Annotated in this window: 21 protein-coding genes and 1 tRNA gene; 16 read left to right on the top strand and 6 right to left on the bottom strand. The window is 32.7% G+C overall.

Annotated features, from left to right (window positions below):
• The first annotated feature begins 2 nt into the window (after positions 1-2).
• From ACQKCJ_RS05285 to abc-f, 3 genes are all read left to right on the top strand, one after another.
• Positions 3-1514, top strand: a complete 1512-nt coding sequence (locus ACQKCJ_RS05285) for a helix-hairpin-helix domain-containing protein (RefSeq protein WP_427401520.1) — start codon at positions 3-5, stop codon at positions 1512-1514.
• Between the two features lie 30 nt (positions 1515-1544).
• The gene (locus ACQKCJ_RS05280; RefSeq protein WP_271337631.1) at positions 1545-2546 is read left to right on the top strand and encodes a TerC/Alx family metal homeostasis membrane protein; all 1002 of its coding nucleotides are present in this window, start codon (positions 1545-1547) and stop codon (positions 2544-2546) included.
• Between the two features lie 254 nt (positions 2547-2800).
• On the top strand, positions 2801-4714 hold the full coding sequence (gene abc-f / locus ACQKCJ_RS05275) for a ribosomal protection-like ABC-F family protein (protein ID WP_271337632.1): 1914 nt from the start codon (positions 2801-2803) through the stop codon (positions 4712-4714).
• 190 nt (positions 4715-4904) lie between these two features.
• Here abc-f and ACQKCJ_RS05270 read toward each other — a convergent pair whose 3' ends face one another.
• On the bottom strand, positions 4905-5867 hold the full coding sequence (locus ACQKCJ_RS05270) for an App1 family protein (protein WP_271337633.1): 963 nt from the start codon (positions 5865-5867) through the stop codon (positions 4905-4907).
• A 66-nt stretch (positions 5868-5933) separates the two neighbouring features.
• On the opposite strand from ACQKCJ_RS05270, the gene ACQKCJ_RS05265 reads away from it, so the two are divergent.
• Positions 5934-6803, top strand: a complete 870-nt coding sequence (locus tag ACQKCJ_RS05265; RefSeq protein WP_427401519.1) for a diacylglycerol/lipid kinase family protein — start codon at positions 5934-5936, stop codon at positions 6801-6803.
• 658 nt (positions 6804-7461) lie between these two features.
• On the opposite strand, the gene ACQKCJ_RS05260 is transcribed toward ACQKCJ_RS05265, so the two are convergent.
• Positions 7462-8607 carry a peptidogalycan biosysnthesis protein gene (locus tag ACQKCJ_RS05260; protein ID WP_427401518.1) on the bottom strand — a complete coding sequence of 382 codons (1146 nt, stop codon included), beginning with the start codon at positions 8605-8607 and terminating at the stop codon, positions 7462-7464.
• A gap of 128 nt (positions 8608-8735) precedes the next feature.
• On the bottom strand, positions 8736-9224 hold the full coding sequence (locus tag ACQKCJ_RS05255; RefSeq protein ID WP_427401517.1) for a DUF1761 domain-containing protein: 489 nt from the start codon (positions 9222-9224) through the stop codon (positions 8736-8738).
• Positions 9225-9448: 224 nt separating this feature from the next.
• Between ACQKCJ_RS05255 and ACQKCJ_RS05250 the strand changes: the two genes are divergently transcribed.
• On the top strand, positions 9449-9754 hold the full coding sequence (locus tag ACQKCJ_RS05250; RefSeq protein WP_271337637.1) for a hypothetical protein: 306 nt from the start codon (positions 9449-9451) through the stop codon (positions 9752-9754).
• Positions 9755-9881: 127 nt separating this feature from the next.
• Here the strand turns inward: ACQKCJ_RS05250 and ACQKCJ_RS05245 are convergent, their stop codons facing one another.
• Complete coding sequence (locus ACQKCJ_RS05245; RefSeq protein WP_427401516.1) at positions 9882-10418, bottom strand: STM3941 family protein; 537 nt, start codon at positions 10416-10418, stop codon at positions 9882-9884.
• 80 nt (positions 10419-10498) lie between these two features.
• Positions 10499-10570 (bottom strand) — tRNA-Glu (locus ACQKCJ_RS05240).
• Positions 10571-11277: 707 nt separating this feature from the next.
• Between ACQKCJ_RS05240 and ACQKCJ_RS05235 the strand changes: the two genes are divergently transcribed.
• The gene (locus ACQKCJ_RS05235) at positions 11278-11991 is read left to right on the top strand and encodes a hypothetical protein (RefSeq protein ID WP_427401515.1); all 714 of its coding nucleotides are present in this window, start codon (positions 11278-11280) and stop codon (positions 11989-11991) included.
• 195 nt (positions 11992-12186) lie between these two features.
• Here ACQKCJ_RS05235 and ACQKCJ_RS05230 read toward each other — a convergent pair whose 3' ends face one another.
• Positions 12187-12357 (bottom strand): hypothetical protein, encoded by a 171-nt coding sequence (locus ACQKCJ_RS05230; RefSeq protein ID WP_427401552.1) that lies wholly within the window; start codon positions 12355-12357, stop codon positions 12187-12189.
• A 180-nt stretch (positions 12358-12537) separates the two neighbouring features.
• Between ACQKCJ_RS05230 and ACQKCJ_RS05225 the strand changes: the two genes are divergently transcribed.
• The 10 genes from ACQKCJ_RS05225 (at position 12538) to arsB (ending at position 19860) form a co-directional block, all read left to right on the top strand.
• Positions 12538-12867, top strand: coding sequence for a hypothetical protein (locus ACQKCJ_RS05225; RefSeq protein ID WP_427401514.1), 330 nt, complete (start codon positions 12538-12540; stop codon positions 12865-12867).
• 731 nt (positions 12868-13598) lie between these two features.
• Positions 13599-14159, top strand: coding sequence for a hypothetical protein (locus tag ACQKCJ_RS05220; protein ID WP_427401513.1), 561 nt, complete (start codon positions 13599-13601; stop codon positions 14157-14159).
• Between the two features lie 155 nt (positions 14160-14314).
• Positions 14315-14845 carry a hypothetical protein gene (locus ACQKCJ_RS05215; RefSeq protein ID WP_427401512.1) on the top strand — a complete coding sequence of 177 codons (531 nt, stop codon included), beginning with the start codon at positions 14315-14317 and terminating at the stop codon, positions 14843-14845.
• A gap of 151 nt (positions 14846-14996) precedes the next feature.
• Complete coding sequence (locus ACQKCJ_RS05210; RefSeq protein ID WP_427401511.1) at positions 14997-15458, top strand: DJ-1/PfpI family protein; 462 nt, start codon at positions 14997-14999, stop codon at positions 15456-15458.
• A 213-nt stretch (positions 15459-15671) separates the two neighbouring features.
• Positions 15672-16013 (top strand): hypothetical protein, encoded by a 342-nt coding sequence (locus tag ACQKCJ_RS05205; protein WP_427401510.1) that lies wholly within the window; start codon positions 15672-15674, stop codon positions 16011-16013.
• 714 nt (positions 16014-16727) lie between these two features.
• Complete coding sequence (locus ACQKCJ_RS05200) at positions 16728-17060, top strand: ArsR/SmtB family transcription factor (protein WP_173965906.1); 333 nt, start codon at positions 16728-16730, stop codon at positions 17058-17060.
• Positions 17061-17070: 10 nt separating this feature from the next.
• On the top strand, positions 17071-17556 hold the full coding sequence (locus ACQKCJ_RS05195; protein ID WP_173965840.1) for a GNAT family N-acetyltransferase: 486 nt from the start codon (positions 17071-17073) through the stop codon (positions 17554-17556).
• Between the two features lie 90 nt (positions 17557-17646).
• Positions 17647-18120 carry a DUF6428 family protein gene (locus ACQKCJ_RS05190; protein ID WP_173965839.1) on the top strand — a complete coding sequence of 158 codons (474 nt, stop codon included), beginning with the start codon at positions 17647-17649 and terminating at the stop codon, positions 18118-18120.
• A 46-nt stretch (positions 18121-18166) separates the two neighbouring features.
• Positions 18167-18781 carry a low molecular weight phosphatase family protein gene (locus ACQKCJ_RS05185; protein WP_173965838.1) on the top strand — a complete coding sequence of 205 codons (615 nt, stop codon included), beginning with the start codon at positions 18167-18169 and terminating at the stop codon, positions 18779-18781.
• 2 nt (positions 18782-18783) lie between these two features.
• Positions 18784-19860 (top strand): ACR3 family arsenite efflux transporter, encoded by a 1077-nt coding sequence (gene arsB / locus ACQKCJ_RS05180; protein WP_173965837.1) that lies wholly within the window; start codon positions 18784-18786, stop codon positions 19858-19860.
• Positions 19861-19872 lie beyond the last annotated feature (12 nt).

Raw genomic sequence — 19872 nt, 5'->3', positions numbered from 1 at the left:
GTATGAGTACGATTACAGTAAAATCAATTAATGACACCGCAAAAACCTATCAGTTTGTTGATAATGGCGATCCCATGCGCGGTGGTGTAAAGGATGTTTATTTTAGTCCTGACAGAAAATATGTTGTCGCGATTTTTAGGGATAAACTGGATTTTAACCAAAAAGAAAGATTACAACGAATAACCAATAAATATTTGGCTCAAATTCAGAACGGAGATGCCGGTGATTATTATCTGAATGAAGTGTACAGATGGCCAACTGATGTTATCGAACATAAAGGCTTAACAGGAATCATTGTCCCGATTTACGATTCTAAATTTTTCTTTAAAAAAGGATATGAAACCAGCGATTTAATTCAGGGAAAAGAAAAGAATGGAAAATGGTTTGCAGGTCCAAAATTCAGGAATCCACATTTTCCGCTTCGTGTAGCAAAATCAGAACTGGGCGATTGGTTGAGTTATTTTCAGGTAAGCGTTAATCTCACCCGCGGCGTAAAAAAGATGCACGCCATGGGATTGGCACATTCTGATTTATCATACAACAATGTACTAATAGATCCAGTTACTAAATCGGCCTGTATGATTGATTTAGACGGATTAGTAGTTCCCGGATTATTTCCTGCGGAAGTAATTGGTACAGCGGAATTTATTGCTCCGGAGGTTCTTTCGACGAAACATCTGAATAAAACAGACCCAAATAGAAAATTACCAAACAGATTAACCGATTTGCATGCATTGCCGGTTTTAATTTATATGTTTTTATTGCACAGACATCCGTTAAAAGGCGGGAAGGTGCATGATCTCGATACAGAAAAAGATGACTTGCTGTCGATGGGCGAAAAAGCGATGTTTATAGAACATCCCACAGATCCGGCAAACAGACCCAAACTCAATCAGGTTTCAAAATGGGATTTGCCTTGGGCAGATATTACAAAATTGCCGTACACCATCACGGGCCCTTATTTAAAAACCTTATTTGATAAAGTTTTTATTGACGGATTACACAACCCGATGCAAAGACCTAATGCCGAAGAATGGGAAATAGCGTTGCTGAAAACTACAGACTTAATGCAGAAATGCCATAATGTTTCCTGCGAGCAAAAATGGTACGTTTTTGATAACACCAATACACCAAGATGCCCGTTTTGTAATACGGCCCACAAAGGCACGCTCCCTGTATTAGATTTGTATTATCAGTTTCAGGAAACTACCTGGAAACCTGAAAATCACAGATTGATGGTTTATAATGATCAATACTTGTTTCAATGGCACGTTAATCGTAATATTGCCAGAAATGAAAAACTGACCGCAGCGCAAAAAGTTCCTGTTGGTTACTTTACATTTTTTAATGATAAATGGGTATTTGTCAATCAAAAACTAACCTCATTAAAAGATGTTACCGAAGACAAAGAAATTCCTATTGGGACAATGCTGGAGCTGACAGACGGTAAAAAAATATTGCTTTCAAAAGAAGAAGGCGGCAGAGTTATAGTAGTTACAATGGCTAATAAATAATTTCAAATCTAATTTAATTAATATTTAAAAATGAATCAACACCCTATTTTTTCAGAACACCCAGGTTTAATAATAGTATTTGCGGTCGCGGTAGTAATCATGCTGTTGTTGGATTTAGGAATTTTCAATAAGAAAAGCCATGTCGTAACTAATAAAGAAGCGATAACCTGGTCATTAGTTTGGATAAGTTTAGCAATGATTTTTAGTGGTTTAATTTATCACTTTGCAGGCGCTGCCAAATTTTATGAGTTTCAATCAGCCTATTGGATTGAGAAAGCACTTTCTGTAGATAATCTATTTGTTTTTATATTAGTCTTTAAATTTTTTGATGTACAAAACGAAAACAAGCATAAAGTTTTATTTTGGGGAATTATAGGAGCTTTAGTTCTAAGAGCTATTTTTATATTCTCAGGAGCATTCTTAATCGAGCTTACATACTTAAACAAACTATTGAGCCTTGCCGGATTAGAAGGATTTAAATATGATATCAATTTAATCATGACTGCTTTTGGATTGTTCCTTGTTTATGCCGGAATTAAATCCTGGTCAGCTGGTGATGAAGACGATGATGAAGATTATAACAATACAAGAGGGGCAAGATTGATCAGAAAGTTTTTTAGTGTTTCTGATAAATACGATGGAGATAAATTCTTTACATACGAAAACGGAAAAAAATTAGCAACACCGCTTTTAGTAGTTGTAGCAGTAATTGAGTTTACAGATTTACTATTTGCAGTTGACTCTATTCCTGCGATTTTCGCGATTTCAAATGATCCGTTTATCCTTTATACCTCTAACATTTTTGCAATTTTAGGATTAAGAGCATTATTTTTCTTATTAGATAACTTCATTCACTTGTTCAGCAAACTACAATACGGATTGGCAATTATCCTTTCGTTTATTGGTGTTAAAATGATCATTGCTCCATTTTATCATATCGAATCAATTTATTCATTGATCGTTATCGGAGGAATTTTGGTGATCTCAGTAGTATTATCTATTTTGATGCCAGAGCCAAAAGAAGCAGAATAAGCAAAAATCATAATAAAATAAAAAACGGATGGAGGATCTTAATTGATCTTTCATCCGTTTTTTTAGGGTCACTATCTAATGAAATAGCAAGATCAAGGTCGCAAAATAAGATAGGAGAGTAGAAAGTGTCCTAAAGATATGTTTTTAAAACCGGGGTCGAAACTTCAATTAATTGTCTTACTTTTGCACTTTCAAAAAGTAAAGTAAAAAAAGTACTTAAAACCTTTACTGCCTGTAACAATAGTCACAAAATTATGCTTAATATACACAATCTTTCGGTTTCTTTTGGGGGAACATATTTATTTGAAGAAGTTACTTTTCGTTTAGGTGCCGGTGACCGCGTAGGTCTTGTTGGTAAAAACGGAGCCGGTAAATCGACAATGCTAAAAATGTTAGCAAGAGATTTTGCTCCTGATTCCGGAGTTATTTCTCAGGAAAAAGATATCCGAATGGGGTTTTTACGTCAGGATATTGATTTTGAACGCGGAAGAACAGTTTTAGAAGAAGCTTATGAAGCCTTTACTGAAATTAAAATTGTAGAGAAGAAATTAGAAGAAATCAATCATCAATTGGTTACCAGAACTGATTATGAGAGTGAAGAATACGGACAGATTATTGAAGACTTGTCTGATTATACCCATCGTTTTGAACTATTGGGAGGTTACAATTATGTAGGAGATACAGAAAAAATTCTTTTGGGATTAGGTTTCAAAAGAGAAGTGTTTAACAATCAGACTGAAACTTTTTCAGGAGGTTGGAGAATGCGTATTGAACTTGCTAAACTATTATTGCAGGCAAATGATGTATTGCTTCTGGATGAGCCTACGAATCACCTTGATATCGAAAGTATCATCTGGTTAGAAAGTTTCTTGCGTAATTATCCCGGAGTTGTAGTAATCGTATCGCACGATAAAATGTTCCTGGATAATGTTACCAACCGTACAATCGAAATTTCTTTAGGAAAAGCATACGATTTTAATAAACCATATTCACAGTATTTAGAACTGCGTCATGAAATTCGTGAAAAACAATTAGCGACTCAGAAGAATCAGGCTAAGAAAATTGAAGAAACAGAAAAATTAATCGAAAAATTCCGTGCAAAAGCTTCAAAAGCTTCAATGGCGCAATCGTTGATTAAAAAGTTAGATAAAGTAGAAAGAATCGAAGTTGATGAAGATGACAATTCAGTAATGAATATTACGTTTCCTGTTTCAAAAGAACCGGGTAAAGTAGTAGTCGAAGCTGAGCATGTAACGAAAGCTTACGGAGATAATGTGATCTTAAAAGACATTGATTTATTAGTAGAACGCGGTAGTAAAATTGCTTTTGTTGGTCAAAATGGTCAGGGAAAATCAACATTTATCAAAGCTATTGTAAACGAGTTTGAATACGACGGAAATATCAAATTAGGACACAATGTACAATTGGGTTATTTCGCTCAAAATCAAGCCGAATATCTTGATGGCGAAATCACACTGCTGCAAACCATGGAAGATGCTGCTACAGACACGAACCGATCAAAAGTGCGTGACATGTTGGGATCTTTCTTATTTCGTGGCGATGATGTAGAGAAAAAAGTAAAAGTACTTTCAGGAGGTGAACGTAACCGTTTGGCACTTTGTAAGCTATTATTACAACCCATCAATGTTTTGCTGATGGATGAGCCTACGAATCACTTGGATATCAAATCTAAAAACGTTCTAAAAGCCGCACTTCAAAAATTTGGAGGAACCTTATTATTAGTTTCTCACGATAGGGATTTCTTGCAGGGAATGTCAAATATTGTTTACGAATTCAAAGATCAAAAAATCAAACAATATTTAGGAGATATCAATTATTTCTTAGAACAGCGCAATCTTGAAAACATGCGTGAAGTCGAGAAAAAAGATATTGCTAAAGCTGCTGCTCCAAAAGAAAGCAATAAAACTTCGTACGAAGATCAGAAAAAAGGGAAAGCATTACAAAATAAATTGAGTAAAGTCGAAAGTCAAATCAAGCAATTAGAGCGAGACATTCAGCACGATGATAAGTTGCTTGCTTCTAATTACAACAAACATATCGAAGATGCCTCTTTTTTTACTGCATACAAAAAGAAGAAAAAAGATTTAGATCAATTGCTTCTTGACTGGGAAATTGTTCAGGAAGAGATTGATAATTTTAAAGGTTAATTTAGTTTTTAGTCTCAGTGGCAGTTTTCAGTTTCTGAGCCTAAATCATATAGTTTAAATAAAGTCTTTGTTAAAGTTTCGAGCTTTGACAAAGGCTTTTTTGTTTTCTGGATCTAATCCGGTTTTCCTCTTCAATCTGGGCTGTAAGAAGGGTTTCAGATGTGAAACCTGAAACTTGAAACAAAAAAAACTACTGAATAAGCCCAATGCTTTTAGAGTGCATAATCGCTTCGCTGCTGTCTTTATAATAACAAACAGAGACTTCTAAATTCTCTAAGTTTTTCAAAACAACCTGAGTTGCTTTTTTTTGATGTTTACCTGTTTGCCTAATATAAACCGCTTTTACAGTCACAGGGAATATTTTGCAGATTCTTTCATAGAGAATAGGATCGTGTTGCGAATCATCACCCAGTAAAACATATTTAAGATTAGGATAGAACTCCAGAACATGTTTTATTTTATCAAACTTATGATCGTGATTTCCGCGTCCGCTCATGAAAAAATCCGTGATGCCTCTTCTAATATCTTTCAATAAAATAACAGCTCTTGGTAATTTATGTATTTTAGTAAATTTTACGATAAACCGGTACAAATTCCATTCACTGCTTGAAACATAAAAAAAGGCATTTTCTTCTTCTTTATTGTTTCTTCCGGCTGAACTCAAAGCCTGATAATGAGATACAACATCTGTAAAGACTTTACGATCATTTACATTTTTAAATAAAAGAATATAGATTTTTTTAAAGAAATTTTGAGTATGCGAAATCAAAAAGGTATCGTCAATATCAGATATTATTCCTAATTTTCCTTTGTGAGGTCTAATAAAACTGCCTTTTTCAGTGATGGTTTCATTTTCATCTTTAATGCTGACTTCATATTCCATCCATCCAAAAGAAGTTTCTGTTTCAAGCGGAATACAAAACTTAAAATAGCCGTCGTCTAATGTTTTAGTATGAATTTCCTGATTGCCGCACTTTAGATAAATATCAAAATTTTCAAGTGTTTTTATCCTAAACTGATTAATGATTGAACGTGCATTTTTTAAGTTTTTCTTCTGGAAATCATAATCATACGTTCTTTTAAAAACATGGCCCATTACAATTAATTCCTCTTCATTGGCATAACCTCGATATAATTGTAAAATTGGTTTCATTAATTACGTATATTTATAGATAGATGCTGTAAATTAATTATTTTAATTGACTTTAAAAATAAAATTTTGAAAAAGAATATCATATTTGTTGTAAACCCTATTTCCGGAGACTTGGATAAATCAGATTTGATTGAAGCAGTTGAAGAGTTTGCAATTACAAATCATTTTGATCTGGAAGTGTATGAAACCAAAGGTAAAAATGATCAAAGAGAAATACAAAAACTTTATAATCAATATTTACCCGAACGAATTATTGTTGCCGGTGGCGACGGAACTATAAAAATGGTTGCTGAAGCCATGGAAGAGTTTGATGTAATTATAGGTATTTTGCCTGCAGGATCGGCAAATGGTTTATCTGTCGACCTGAATTTGCCTACTACCATTGAGGAAAATCTGAGAATTGCTTTTCTGAATCGTTATATCGAAATGGATATGATCTGTATCAACGGTAAAAAAAGTATTCATTTAAGCGATATTGGTGTTAATGCCAATCTGGTTAAGAATTACGAAGAAAGTAACTTACGCGGTTTCTGGGGATATGCCTTGCAGGCTTATTCGGCATTGAAAGAGTCAGAAGAACCTTTTGTAGCAACTATTTCGGCAAATAATAAAACGGTTGAGCATACCGCAAGAATGATTGTCATTGCGAATTCTCAAAAATACGGGACAGGAGTTGTTATCAATCCGCATGGCGTTATGAATGACGGAAAGTTTGAATTGGTAATCCTGAAGAATCTTGATTTATTACTAATCGGAAAAATTATTACTGGTAATATGCCAATTGATTCTGATGATATAGTGATTATTTCGACAGACAAAGCCACAATAAAAACAGATTATCCTGTGAATTTTCAGATTGACGGTGAGTATTGCGGTGCACAGACTTCTTTAGAAATTCATATTTTGCACAAACAAATGAAAATTGCAATTCCTTAAAAAGTAATTTTAATTTCGACAAAGTTGACAACGATTTACGTTCCGGAAAGTCACCACGATCTTGTCATCTCGACGGAGGAGAGATCACACAAGTAATTCCATAAAGAAAGTTACCAATCTTTGTCAAGTTCTGCGTGTGATCTCTCCTTTCAGTCGAGATGACAAACAATACGAAAATATTGTTATGAAAATGATTGCCCTAGCCCCGATAGAAGTCTACCGTCTGGACACAAGTATAAAACAAACACGAATTTCACAAACTAAATTAACCTGTTAAAATTTGTGCAAATTCGTGACCCGAGACTGAAAGTCGAACAGGCGAAGCAAATTCATGTTCAAAATTGATTAACAATATTTGCGTCCAGACGGTAGGATAGAAGTGGGAATCCTTTTGTGCCGGTCCCGAGGCTTCGGTCAATGTCATTAAGTTAAGCTTTTTTAAGGACAATTATGGCTAAAAAAATTCGCGAAAAGTCGCAAAGTCACAAAGAAAATGGATGTCAACTTGGCGGCTTTGCGCGAGATCCATTCGGCAAAAGCATTATAGATTTTCCTTAAATTAATGACATTGGGCTTCGGGAGCGGGATTAGCTCCTGAAAAAAAATGGTTTTATTATCGAAATGAGAAAAATGCGCAAACCAACTTTACAAAAGCTATTTATTTAAACGGATTTCGTTCCTGCCAATCGGTCTTGGGTTCAAGGTAATTGAAAAGTTTAGCAATGTTATGATTGATCAAAGCGTTGCTGTGCGTAATCAATCCATACATTTTTACCGGTTTTGCTCCAACAGAACTTTTGATTTCCAAAGCAGTTCGTGCAAAAACAATTTCTGAAAAACCCTGATTGATCGAACAGGCAATCATATCGTACAACATGTTTAAGTACAACATTTTTTCACGCTGAATTGTTTCATCATAACCTAAAAAATAGGTATCCATCGCGGTTCCATTTTTAATTAGCGTATTGAAACCAATTAGTTTTTCGTCTAGAAAATAGCCATAAAACAAAAAATTATCCTTCATGATTTCTTTAAAAAAACTAAAGTGATTTCGTGCTAAGAAAAAAGTATTGAAAGGCGCGTTCTTGGCCACATGAAAATACAAATCATAAATAACATCTTCATAATTCTTAATGTCATCCAGAGCCATTTTTTTCTTTACAATTCCTTCCGCTTTTTTTCGGGCACGTTTGTATTGGTCGCGATACTTTTTTGACAAAGCATCAATGTAGTCTTGTTCAGTTGTCCAATTTTTGTTGATTTCGAAAATCATATTGGGTTGAGTCGAAAACGTATAATTGTTTTTAAATTCAGCTTGTAGCGGCTCAATTTCCTTTTCTGTAAAATCTTTTATGCTTGTTATATGAACCTTTCTTCCGTTTGCTTTCAGGTCTTTTTTAAGCTGGTTAATTGCTTTGTGAAGTGTTTTAACGGCCTTAGGCTGCTTTATGTCTTGAGCAAATGCAAAAGCGTTTTGTCCCGTGAGCATATTGTTACCAACGAATAAAACATGTGAAGCAAAATTTTTGAAAGCAAAATTGCGTACAGACGTTTTTAAACATTGATCGCGTTCTCCAAAAGAATCCAGCTTTTCTGCGAATAAAAATTGAGTTAAGGCAATTCCTGCGAGTTTATCTTCGTTGAAAATCCCAATAAAATGACAAATCATATTTACCGGAGAAGAGTTTTCCAGTACCTCGAGATATTCCCTGGTCAAAAAAATATTATCTGCCGCCAGTGAATTCCATTCTAAAGGTAGTAATGATGCACCGTTGTAGATTTGAAAAGAATAAGTTGTATTCAAAAGTGTGAGCTAATTTTTTCAAAATTAGATAATATTTATAACAACTCACTTTGTTTAAGTTATTATTAAGAAAAACCCGTTTGATTTTATTTCAAACGGGCTTTTTTTATTTTTTATTTTTTTTGAATTTATGCATATGCGCAAATAATTCCGCCCATTAAAGTTAGTGTTATCACCCAGAACCCGGCGTGAATAAATATGTATTTCCATGATTTTCTTTCGAATAAGCCATTAATTCCAATGATCGGAAAAGCAAATAATAATCCGGACATGAATCCGTGAAGCGCTCCATGTTTAAACGTGCGATATGCCATTCCGTAATCTGCCATAAAAGCAGCAAAGGATGGTTTTGCGCTATCGATTAACGGTGGTCCGCCAACCATACCAACAGCACCAGTCTGATGAATGGTTAATGACATTAGTGTAACTGTAATCATTAAAGAGAAAATATAAGTCAATCCGAATATTTTGAGCATATTTCCTTTTCGAAGTTCTTCCTGCGTCAGATTATTTTCCCGCATCCAGATTGTCCCAAACACTTTTGGGTTGTACCAGATAAATCCAACTACAAGCGTTACAAGAGCAGATAAAAATAGTGCAATAGGTTTAATTTCCATAATATGAGGTTTTTGTGATTAGTTAATCAAAATTAAAATAAAAAAATGAGAATCTGAATAAAGATAAAATTGGGGTAGAAGTGCTGATATAACATAAAAAAAAATAACATTTAATTTAGACTGTATTTTTTACACATTTGCTTTTTTTTCATAACTTTAATTCTTCAATTTGCATAAAAATAAATAGAAGTATAAAATAATCTAACCTTTTTAATAATAAAATTATGGTAATACAATATCAAGGTGAACAACACGGAAAAGCAACAACATTTACGATAAAAATCATAGGCAATAATTTGTCTAAAAGCAGCTCTAATTATCAAATTGATTTATTGGTAGGAGATAAGCAATTGCCAACTTTTACAACATCAATTCATCAGAGTTTATCAAATTGTTTGAAAGAAATTTATTTATTCAGAAAACATAACGGGATAGAATTTGATGCAGCTTCAGAAAAAATAGCACCACTTTTAGTGCCTTACGATTTGGTTTTATACAATTATAATAAAGGAGCTTTATTCATGGCTTAAGCTTATTAATTTGACTAAAACAAAAAAAAGACTGTTCGATTGAACAGTCTTTTTTTGTTTTTAATTTTATTGTAGTAGTGTTTCGCCTCTTCGAATTTTTCAAATTAGGAAAACATTCATTTTAGTTTTAATTATTTGGTGAAGTACTTTCTTTCCAGAAGGTATTAAATGAGGTAAAAAGTGCATCAGCATCAATATCAATTTCAGAAGCTGAATACATTAATGTCAACTGATTGGTGTTTTTGTTGTGGGCGATATTCCACATCATTTTCGAAAGCCTTCCTTCGTATTTTTCAGGATTGTTAATCGTAACAACAACGAGATTATCTCCTCCGGTTTTTTCTAATTCGATGTTGTCTACATCAATCCAATTCACGATTCCAAAAGATTTTGACATTGGTGTTGTTTTTCCGTAAAAGTTTTGATTGTTTAATTCAATTAACGGGCTTTTGTCTTTTAAGCTCAGAACGCTTTTTAATAAAAGTATAAGCATGATTAAAAATGCTCCAATAGAAAATACAAGCGGTTTGGTTTTTAATTCATTATCAAATATTCCCGCACTGTAAAGAATAACAAGGAGCAAAATAAGACAGACTCCTAAAGAAGTAAGTAATAATTTTTTTGTTTTCTTTGAATTTCGATATAATTTTATTTCTTTTTCCATTTGTATTTTACCTGAATTTTAAATTTTGCTATATCCTGTAAAAGTAAAAAGCTCCAGATTTCTCTGGAGCTTTTTTTTAGTAGCCCGTAGCGGAATCGAACCGCTCTTACATGGATGAAAACCATGCGTCCTAACCGATAGACGAACGGGCCTACTTCTCTAATGCGGGTGCAAAAGTGCAACTAATTTTAAGATTATACAAACAGATTTTAGGTTTTTTTTTGAATAGATATTTTAAAAATATCACATTTAGAAATAATTAATCATAAATAAATCAAGTTAACTATTGTGTATTTGTTTGATTAATAATTGATTGTTTTTACATTAAAAAAAGAATAACGAGGATTTTTTTCTTGTTTTATTAAAAAAATAATTTCCATAAAGATTGAAAATATTTTTATTTTGAAAGAATATTCCTTTGTTTTAGTATTGTGCTTTGCGCTTTGTATTTGTGAATGTTATCTTAAATTATTATATTTACTTAAGATTCACTAAGCTTTATCATACCAGAATTTAGTGGCAACATAAAAAAAAGCTAACAGACAACTGAAATTAGGTGTTGTCAAAAAAAATGAATTATGGGAAGAATTGTAATGGTAATAGGTTTGACGATTACTTTCCTGGGATGGATTTTATATCGACTTATAGTTAAAAGGGATTTAAAGAAAAATTTAAATAACATGTACCTTGGATTCTTTTTTATTGGAACCTGGGTGCTTTTCTATCTCTTCATTATTGAGTGTTTTTAGATTCGTAAATTATTGGTTATCGAATATATCCAAATTTAGATGGTTTTATCGCACATATGAAAGTTAGCTATCATTGTAAAACGACACCGCAGACATTGAAAAAATAGACAATGATTGATAATTTACCAACATATATTTCGTTGACTTTCGGACTGACAACAGTTGCGACTTTATTGCTTTTTATTTGGACAATTAGAAAATCAAAATCTGAAGAGACACGAAAAAAAGCAACGACAGTTTTTATAGGTTTGGCAATTTGGTTGACAATACAGTTGGTTTTGACATTCAAAAATATTTACAATTCTGACACAAATTCCTTTCCGCCAAAAATAATGTTGATAGGAATTTTGCCCACACTTTTGATAATTATTTTATTGTTTGCAACTTCAAAAGGCAGACAATTTATTGACAGTTTACCTCTTAAGAATTTGACATATCTAAACATTGTCAGGATACCGGTTGAAATAGTTTTGTTTTGGCTTTTTCTCAACAAAGCAATTCCGGAGTTGATGACTTTTGAAGGTCGAAACTTTGAGATTCTAGCGGGGATTTCTGCGCCATTAGTCGCATATTTTGGATTGACAAAAGCAAAACTGAGCCGAAAAGTAATTTTAATATGGAATTTTATTTGTCTTGGGCTTTTAATAAATATTGTTGTGAACGCACTCTTTTCAGCACCAACACCAATTCAAAAATTTGCTTTTGAGCAACCCAATATTGCGATTTTAAATTTTCCCTTTAGTTGGTTGCCAACATTTATAGTACCTATTGTTTTATTTGGCCATTTAGCATCAATTAGACAATTATTAAAGCCTAAAAACTGACGAAAAAGCGAAAGAATATAAAACAACGAATGGCTGGGGCGTTTGGGGAGATTGGGATGTTAGACTGAATTTAAAGATAGTTTTGTGCGTGTAAAATTTGTGTTTAATTCAAAAATTCAAAATTCGCCGAGTTTATAAATGGTATATAAACAAAAAAAGCGCCAGATTTCTCTGAAGCTTTGTCTTAGTAGCGGGTTATATTTCTCGGAATAATTCTGATATCTCTACATTTAAAGCTTTACTGATTCGAATAAGCTTGTCGATTCCCATAATTTGTTTGTTTAGCATATATCTTCTTAACGCTTCAATATCTAAATCTGAATCGTGAGCAATATGTCTTACTTTAAGATTTTTTTCTTTTATAATCTCCTTTATATTATTTTCAACAATCTTAATTATTTTTTGTACTCTTTTGTTTTAGTAGATTGATTATTGATATTTATGAATAGACAGTCATAAATGCAGGAACGTATAAATCCAGTCATATATGTTCCTGTTTTATTGTAAAAACTTCCTGAACTATGCAAATAAAAATAATAAGATATTATGGAAACTAATGAGATTGAAAAATTGGAGAATCTTAAAAAAATAATTGAGAAGTATTTTAATAATCCAAGGTCAGACAGATCAGAATTCTATACGCCTCAAATTAAGATTAATTATTATGAGCTTGGTTGTATGATTACAAATATGTTGAAAATGTGTGTTTTAACAATAGATAATGAAGGACATATAATGTCAAGTACAAACAAAAATGCCGTAAATGTTTCGCTCGTTTTAGAAATGGTACTTGACATGTTTCCTTTAAATGAATTTGAATTGTTAGGTGAAATTAGTGAGATAGTTATTGGGGATTCGCAGATTGGTGAGGAATAAAGATTGGTAAGAGGTTGAAATTGCAATAAAGGAGGGCAGCTGTTAAAGTGGCTTTTTATTAATTTATAGTAAGTCCATAATTTCTTTAACGCTATCTCTGGGATTACATTTAATTATACGAGAGTTCTCTTTATAGTTAAATTGTCGCTCATTAATATTTGTCTTATTATTTTGAGCATAATAGGCAACAAAAAAACTGCTCTCCGCAGAGTTCTTATTAGCGTTGTGCGAATGTCTCCTGACTTCGCACTCGCAATCTTGATCGTAACAAAAAAAGCTCCAGATTTCTCTGAAGCTTTGTCTTAGTAGCCCAAACAGGACAATTCTCGAACCTTTTTATTGATGATTTAAAAAAAAAAACAAATATTATATATTGATTTCCATATTTAAATTTGATCTTAGTCATTTATAGTATTGAATCAGTGGAATAAAAGTCTACTTGTTTAGTTCTTATTTTATTCTCAGAAAGTAGAGTTAATGAGAGTTTAAACAAGAATTAGCTTGACATAACGTTTTGTACTATGGAAATTGTACTTATAAATGTACTAAAGGATTCAACAAATATAAGTTCGTTTGAATATTGTTAAGTAAATATCCTATTTTTGAAAACAAATAAACGCTGACATTTGTCAGACATAGCAACCCACTTTAGGGTAGATAGGTTGGATTTTATCAGACATATATACAAGTTGTGCGAGACTTTAACTGAACGAAACTGAATAAAATATTAAATGAAAATACTATTAAAGGTTTTAAGTCTAATTTTAGTTACTATAATTTTACTAAGCTTTACATGTGATCAAAATTCAATGAAAATTTATGGTCAATTGAAACCTAGAAAACCTGAAATCAATGTTTCTGGATTGAAAATTTTGGTAAAAACTAATAACCTTATCTTAGCTGAAACACTAACAGACACTTTTGGTAAATTCAAATTGATTTTTATTCCAAAAGCAAATGATAAGATTAGTTTTTATTGCACAGGAATTGGGAAAGACACAATATTTTTAAAAAGAATAATAAATATCAAAACTGACTCCTTAAATCTAGCTTTTTCACTACCAGTAAAATACAAACTAAATTTAGAAGGTAAAGTAATTTGTCCAATTTGTAAAAAAAGCGATAAAGTATTAAAACTTATTTATATTAATACAAATCCTTATATTGCTGTTGGAGTAAAAGAAACAGATCAAGGTCTAATTGATATTTCAAATGTTAAATTAAAACAAGAAAAATATACTCCCATAGAACTTTCAAGGTATTCATGCAAAAGAGATAGTATAAAATTTTAAAAAAGCGATCGCACAACAGCTACTACAACGGATTTTGGCAATAGGCTTAATGGAAAGTTGGTTTTGTATTTGGGTTGATTTAGAAAATCCGAAAATAGGGGTTTGATTTAGTCCCAAACCCGCTGTAGTACCAGAACATTAGAAAATATTTGCATATGATTGAAAAGCAACAAAAATCCGACAGACAATATGCCGCTTCTATGGCACGAAAATATTTCAGTGGACAAATTTCAAAATTTCAAATAATAGATAATTTTCCAGATTACGAAAAAGATGTTAAAATCCGACTTCTCTACAAACAGATTATGGAAAATCCGAAAAGAAGCTGGTTTTTCGGAGTTTCTAAAGAAAAATATGAAAAATACATAATAGGCATTTATGAAATCATCGAAGATTTAGAAACGGACAAATTAAGATTTGAGACTATGAAAACCCTGCTTAAACAATTGTGGCTACAATCAAACAATTGTTCTGAATCAATTGAAAATATGGGATTTCAGATTTTTGAAGTTTCAAAGATGACTTATAACTCTAAAAAAGAAATTTTACGATATTTAAACTTACTTATTGACAAAAATTATATTAGAAGCATATCAGAAGAACCTTTACTTTATGAATTTACTGAAACTGGAAAGAAAATAGAAACAGATTCTGAAATTGAAGAAATAATAAAAAACGTTACCTAACAGCTACTACAGCGGATTTTGGCAATAGGCTTAATGGAAAGTTGGTTTTGTATTTGGGTTGATTTTAGAAATTCTAATAATGGAATTTAAGTTAATCCAGAATCCGCTGTAGTACCAGAACATTGACGATAATTTTAAGCGACACTAGAATATGAACATAGCAGTTTTACTATTTGACGACTTTGAAACCTTAGATGTTTACGGGCCTGTAGAAGTTTTTGGAAGACTTTTAGACCTATATACTATTAAGTTTTATTCGCTAAACGGTGGACAAATAAAAAATAGGCATGGAGTTTCTGCCTTGACCGAGAAACTGGAAGATGTTAACGACAACTTGGAAATATTTATAGTACCTGGCGGCATGGGGACAAGAAAAGAAGTTGAAAATAAATTACTCATAGGCAAAATAAAAGAAATATCAACGTTCAGCAAATTCGTATTGACAGTTTGTACGGGAAGTGCGCTACTTGCAAGAACTGGACTTTTAGACAATAAAACAGCAACTTCAAATAAACGGGCTTTTGCTTGGGTAATAACAAATGGAATAAATGTAAATTGGAAAAAAAAGCACGTTGGACAATTGACGATAAATATTATACATCATCGGGTGTAAGTGCTGGAATAGACATGGCATTTGGTTTCATAAGTGACCGACACGGAATTGAATTAGCAAGACAAATTGCATTTGAAATAGAATATAATTGGACGGAAGACAACGACACTTTTAAAGTAGAATAAAACAACAGATAATAGTTGTTATTTAGACAGATTTATGTAAGATTTGCAGTAGCAATCAAGTTAAAAAAGAGAAATTAATACAAAAGCCATGAATCATAGTGCCAAAGAACTTTTTTACTATTTAAATCAATCTATATCAAATAATGTAACTTATAGAGAGTTGTCAAATTTATGCTTAACGTTATTTTGTACCTGTAGTATTTTGCCAGAAAGATTTGAAACAACAATTATTAACAAAGAACAATTAGCAATAATATTTTCTAAAATTGCAAAAGAGAGAAATATTGTTTCTTACCCATTAACAGCTTCACTTTATGGTGCTTCATTTCATGATACTCATGGTGAAAGACATTGGTTAGAGGTAATGGCTAGTGTATTGAAATTAGCCACAGAACCTAATGTAGAAGAAGCTAAAAATTTACTGGTATAAGTTTTTATTTTTCACTCGTGAGGATAATTTGCTTTTAAGGTAGTACAAAACAAAAAAGCTTCAGATTTCTCTGAAGCTTTGTTTTAGTAGCCCCGCCCGAACTAATGTCGAACTTTTTTCAAGAGGATTTAGAACGTTTACTAATGATTCCTATAAATCGCAATGTTGTTTTAAAGAAATATTTTTATTAGAAATAAAGAGGAGCATTAGAATATTGATAATAAGAGAAAAACAAACCCAGTTTTTTTCGACTGATAGTATCTGTTTGTAATTTGCGATAATTAATAGAATTATTGTAGTAAAATGAATGTAAAATATTGAATTCTGGGGTTTGCATTTCGTAAAATAATTCGGTATAACTGGTTTTTGAAGTTACGCTCTCTTTTTCTTATATTAAATATTACTGGAAGAAATTGTTGTATTTATTTAGTATTAGTACAAAAGGGAAAAAATCAAGGAAATACTCATGGGAATTTCATTCTCTAGTTTAGTATCAGGGCTCAGAATCGAATACTTAATACCAGTTTTGTTTTTTTTTTTGATACCTTAAATTAAGTTGCCTCTCGGTATTCATTATTTTTATTTCTACAAAATGCTTGCTTGATTTTGGAGGTTATTAAATAACAAATTCAAACTGTTTTTTAAATAAAAAAATATAATAAAAGCTTGTTATTTTGAATGCATATCGTAATATTGCAATATAAATATAAAACGATGGGAGCTACAAAAACAGATCACTTTACAGGTAATCAAAACGAACTTGCCGTTTTGGCTAAAGCATTAGGGCATCCTGCCCGAATAGCCATAATGGAATATTTATTAAAAGTAGACACTTGTATATGCGGAGATATAGTTAACGAACTTCCGCTTTCGCAACCTACTGTATCGCAGCACCTTAAGGAACTTAAAAACGCTGGTTTAATAAAAGGAAGTATTGATGGTAACTCTATTTGTTACTGTATTAATGAACCAGGATTAGAAAAAATAAAAGGTTTTTTCGAACATATCACAGCTCATCTTGAAAAAAAGAGAAACGAGTGCTGCTAATCTTCTAAATATGGAAATCAGAAAACTATTGGATGCCGATTGGACACAGGTTAGGTTAATTTACGAAAAAGGGATAAACACAGGCAACGCCACTTTTCAAACCACTACACCAACTTGGGAAGACTGGAATGATTCGCATCTTGCCACTTGTAGAATTGTTGCCGAAAGTAATCATTTGATTAAAGGATGGGCAGCACTCACTCCTATTTCTTCAAGATGTGTTTATGCGGGTGTAGCCGAGGTAAGTGTATACGTTGACACTGAACATTCCGGAAATGGAATAGGTCTTGCGCTTTTAAATGAGCTTGTTCATCTGAGTGAGGCCGAAGGCATATGGACTTTACAAGCTGGTATATTTCCTGAAAACACAGCAAGTCTGCACATCCATGAGAAAGCTGGATTCAGGATATTAGGCATTCGCGAAAAAATCGGGAAACAGAATGGAATCTGGAGAGATACTGTACTTCTGGAAAGACGAAGCGAATTGATTAAATAATTACAAATAGTATAAAAGCATAGGTAAATTAATTATTGCTCATGCTTTTGCTGTAAAGGAAAAAGATATAAATTTTAAAACATATAAATTATGAAACTTTCAGAAATTAAACAAGTATTAAAAACAGTTGAAGCTGTAAATTTTGAACTGCCGAACGGGAATTTTGTACCGGAATATTTTCACGTAACAGAAGTTGGACTGATCACTAAAAATTTTATTGACTGCGGTGGAGTAGTCAGAAAAGAAACGGTTGTGAATTTTCAATTGTGGGATGCTAATGATTATGAACACAGACTAAAACCTCAAAAATTAATTCATATCATTGAACTTTCTGAAAAGGTTTTGGATATTGAAGATCATGAAATTGAAGTAGAATATCAGGACACCACAATTGGTAAATACGATTTAGATTTTAATGGTAAAAATTTCATCTTATTAAATAAACAGACGGCATGTCTGGCTCAGGGTCAATGCGGAATCCCGTCTGATAAATCCAAGATAAAAGTATCTGAATTAAGTGCTGACAGTACAAATTCATGCACACCTGGTGCAGGCTGCTGTTAATTTTTAAACTATAACCTAAATATTTATTTTCAATATCAAAAAAACTATGTTATTTACTGAAATAAAAAACACGATTAATTCATTTGATTTTAATCAAATCTCCACAGAACGCAAAACTATCCTGCAGCCATTAGTGGATTACATCCAAAACAAAGCAGATAATAAACAACAGATCAGACTTAATTTAATCTGTACACACAATTCCAGAAGAAGTCATTTATCTCAAGTCTGGGCACAAACTGCTTCTGCAAACTATGATATAAAAAATGTTTCATGCTATTCCGGAGGGACAGAAGCGACGGCTCTTTTTTCAATGGTTGCCGAAACTTTAGCACATTCAGGATTTAAAGTTAAAGCTATTTCAGAGGGTGAAAATCCTGTTTATTCCATAAAATATTCATCGAATGAACTTCCTGTTATCGGATTTTCTAAAACCTATGATGACGATTTTAATCCGGAGAGCGAATTTGTTGCTATTATGACCTGTTCACAAGCCGATGGAGGCTGTCCCTTTATTGCAGGTGCAGAAAAACGTATCCCGATTACTTTTGAAGATCCAAAAGTTTCAGACGGCACAGCACAGCAAAAAGAAGTATATCTGGAGCGAAGCCTTCAGATTGGGAATGAAATGTTTTATGTATTCTCACAAATCAAACAATAAAAATGTCAGCAAATAACTGCGCCCCTGTCGCGGAGCGAAAGAAATTAGGCTTCCTTGATAGATTTTTAACCCTGTGGATTTTCCTTGCTATGGCTCTTGGCGTAGCAATAGGTTATTTTATTCCTTCCAGTGCAAATTTCATCAATTCATTTTCAAGTGGAACAACAAACATTCCCTTGGCTATTGGACTTATCCTCATGATGTATCCACCCTTGGCAAAAGTAAAATACGAGCAAATGGGACAGGTTTTTAGAAACACTAAAATTTTAGGAGCTTCATTGTTTCTAAATTGGATTGTTGGACCTGTCCTAATGTTTTCCTTAGCCTTGCTTTTTTTAAATGGTTATCCGGAATATATGATCGGCGTCATTCTAATTGGACTGGCCCGCTGTATTGCCATGGTAGTAGTTTGGAATGATTTGGCTGATGGAAACAGGGAATATGCAGCAGGTCTTATTGCACTTAATAGCATTTTTCAGGTTCTACTCTACAGTGTTTACGCTTATGTATTCATTACCATTCTGCCTCCGTATTTTGGTTATTATGGCTTTGAAGTTAATATAAGTATTGCTCAGATTGCCGAGAGTGTCGGGATATATTTAGGAATTCCATTCGCACTTGGAATCATAAGTCGCTATGGTTTAATTGCAATAAAAGGAGCCGAATGGTTTGAAACTAAATATGTCCCTTTTATTTCACCAATCACGCTACTATCATTGCTTTTTACAATCATTATTATGTTCAGCCTTAAAGGAGAACTGATTATTCAAATCCCCTTAGATGTTATACGCATCGCAGTTCCGTTAGTGATTTATTTTACCATCATGTTTATTATCAGCTTTTTCGTTGGAAAATATTTTGGTGCAGATTATTCAAAAGCGACAGCTATTGCTTTTACGGCTACCGGTAATAATTTTGAGCTTGCTATTGCAGTAGCAATTGGTGTCTTTGGCATAAACAGTGGTCAGGCATTTGCAGGAGTTATAGGTCCTCTGGTAGAAGTGCCAGCACTTATTGCACTGGTTAATGTTGCTTTCTGGTTCAGAAAAAAATATTACACAAAACCAGTTACCAACTAATAATTGTTATAA

The sequence above is a fragment of the Flavobacterium sp. NPDC079362 genome, from assembly GCF_050267765.1.
GTDB lineage: Bacteria > Bacteroidota > Bacteroidia > Flavobacteriales > Flavobacteriaceae > Flavobacterium > Flavobacterium azizsancarii.
The sequence above is the reverse complement of the archived record's forward strand: the minus strand, read 5'-3'. Positions and strand labels throughout refer to the sequence as shown.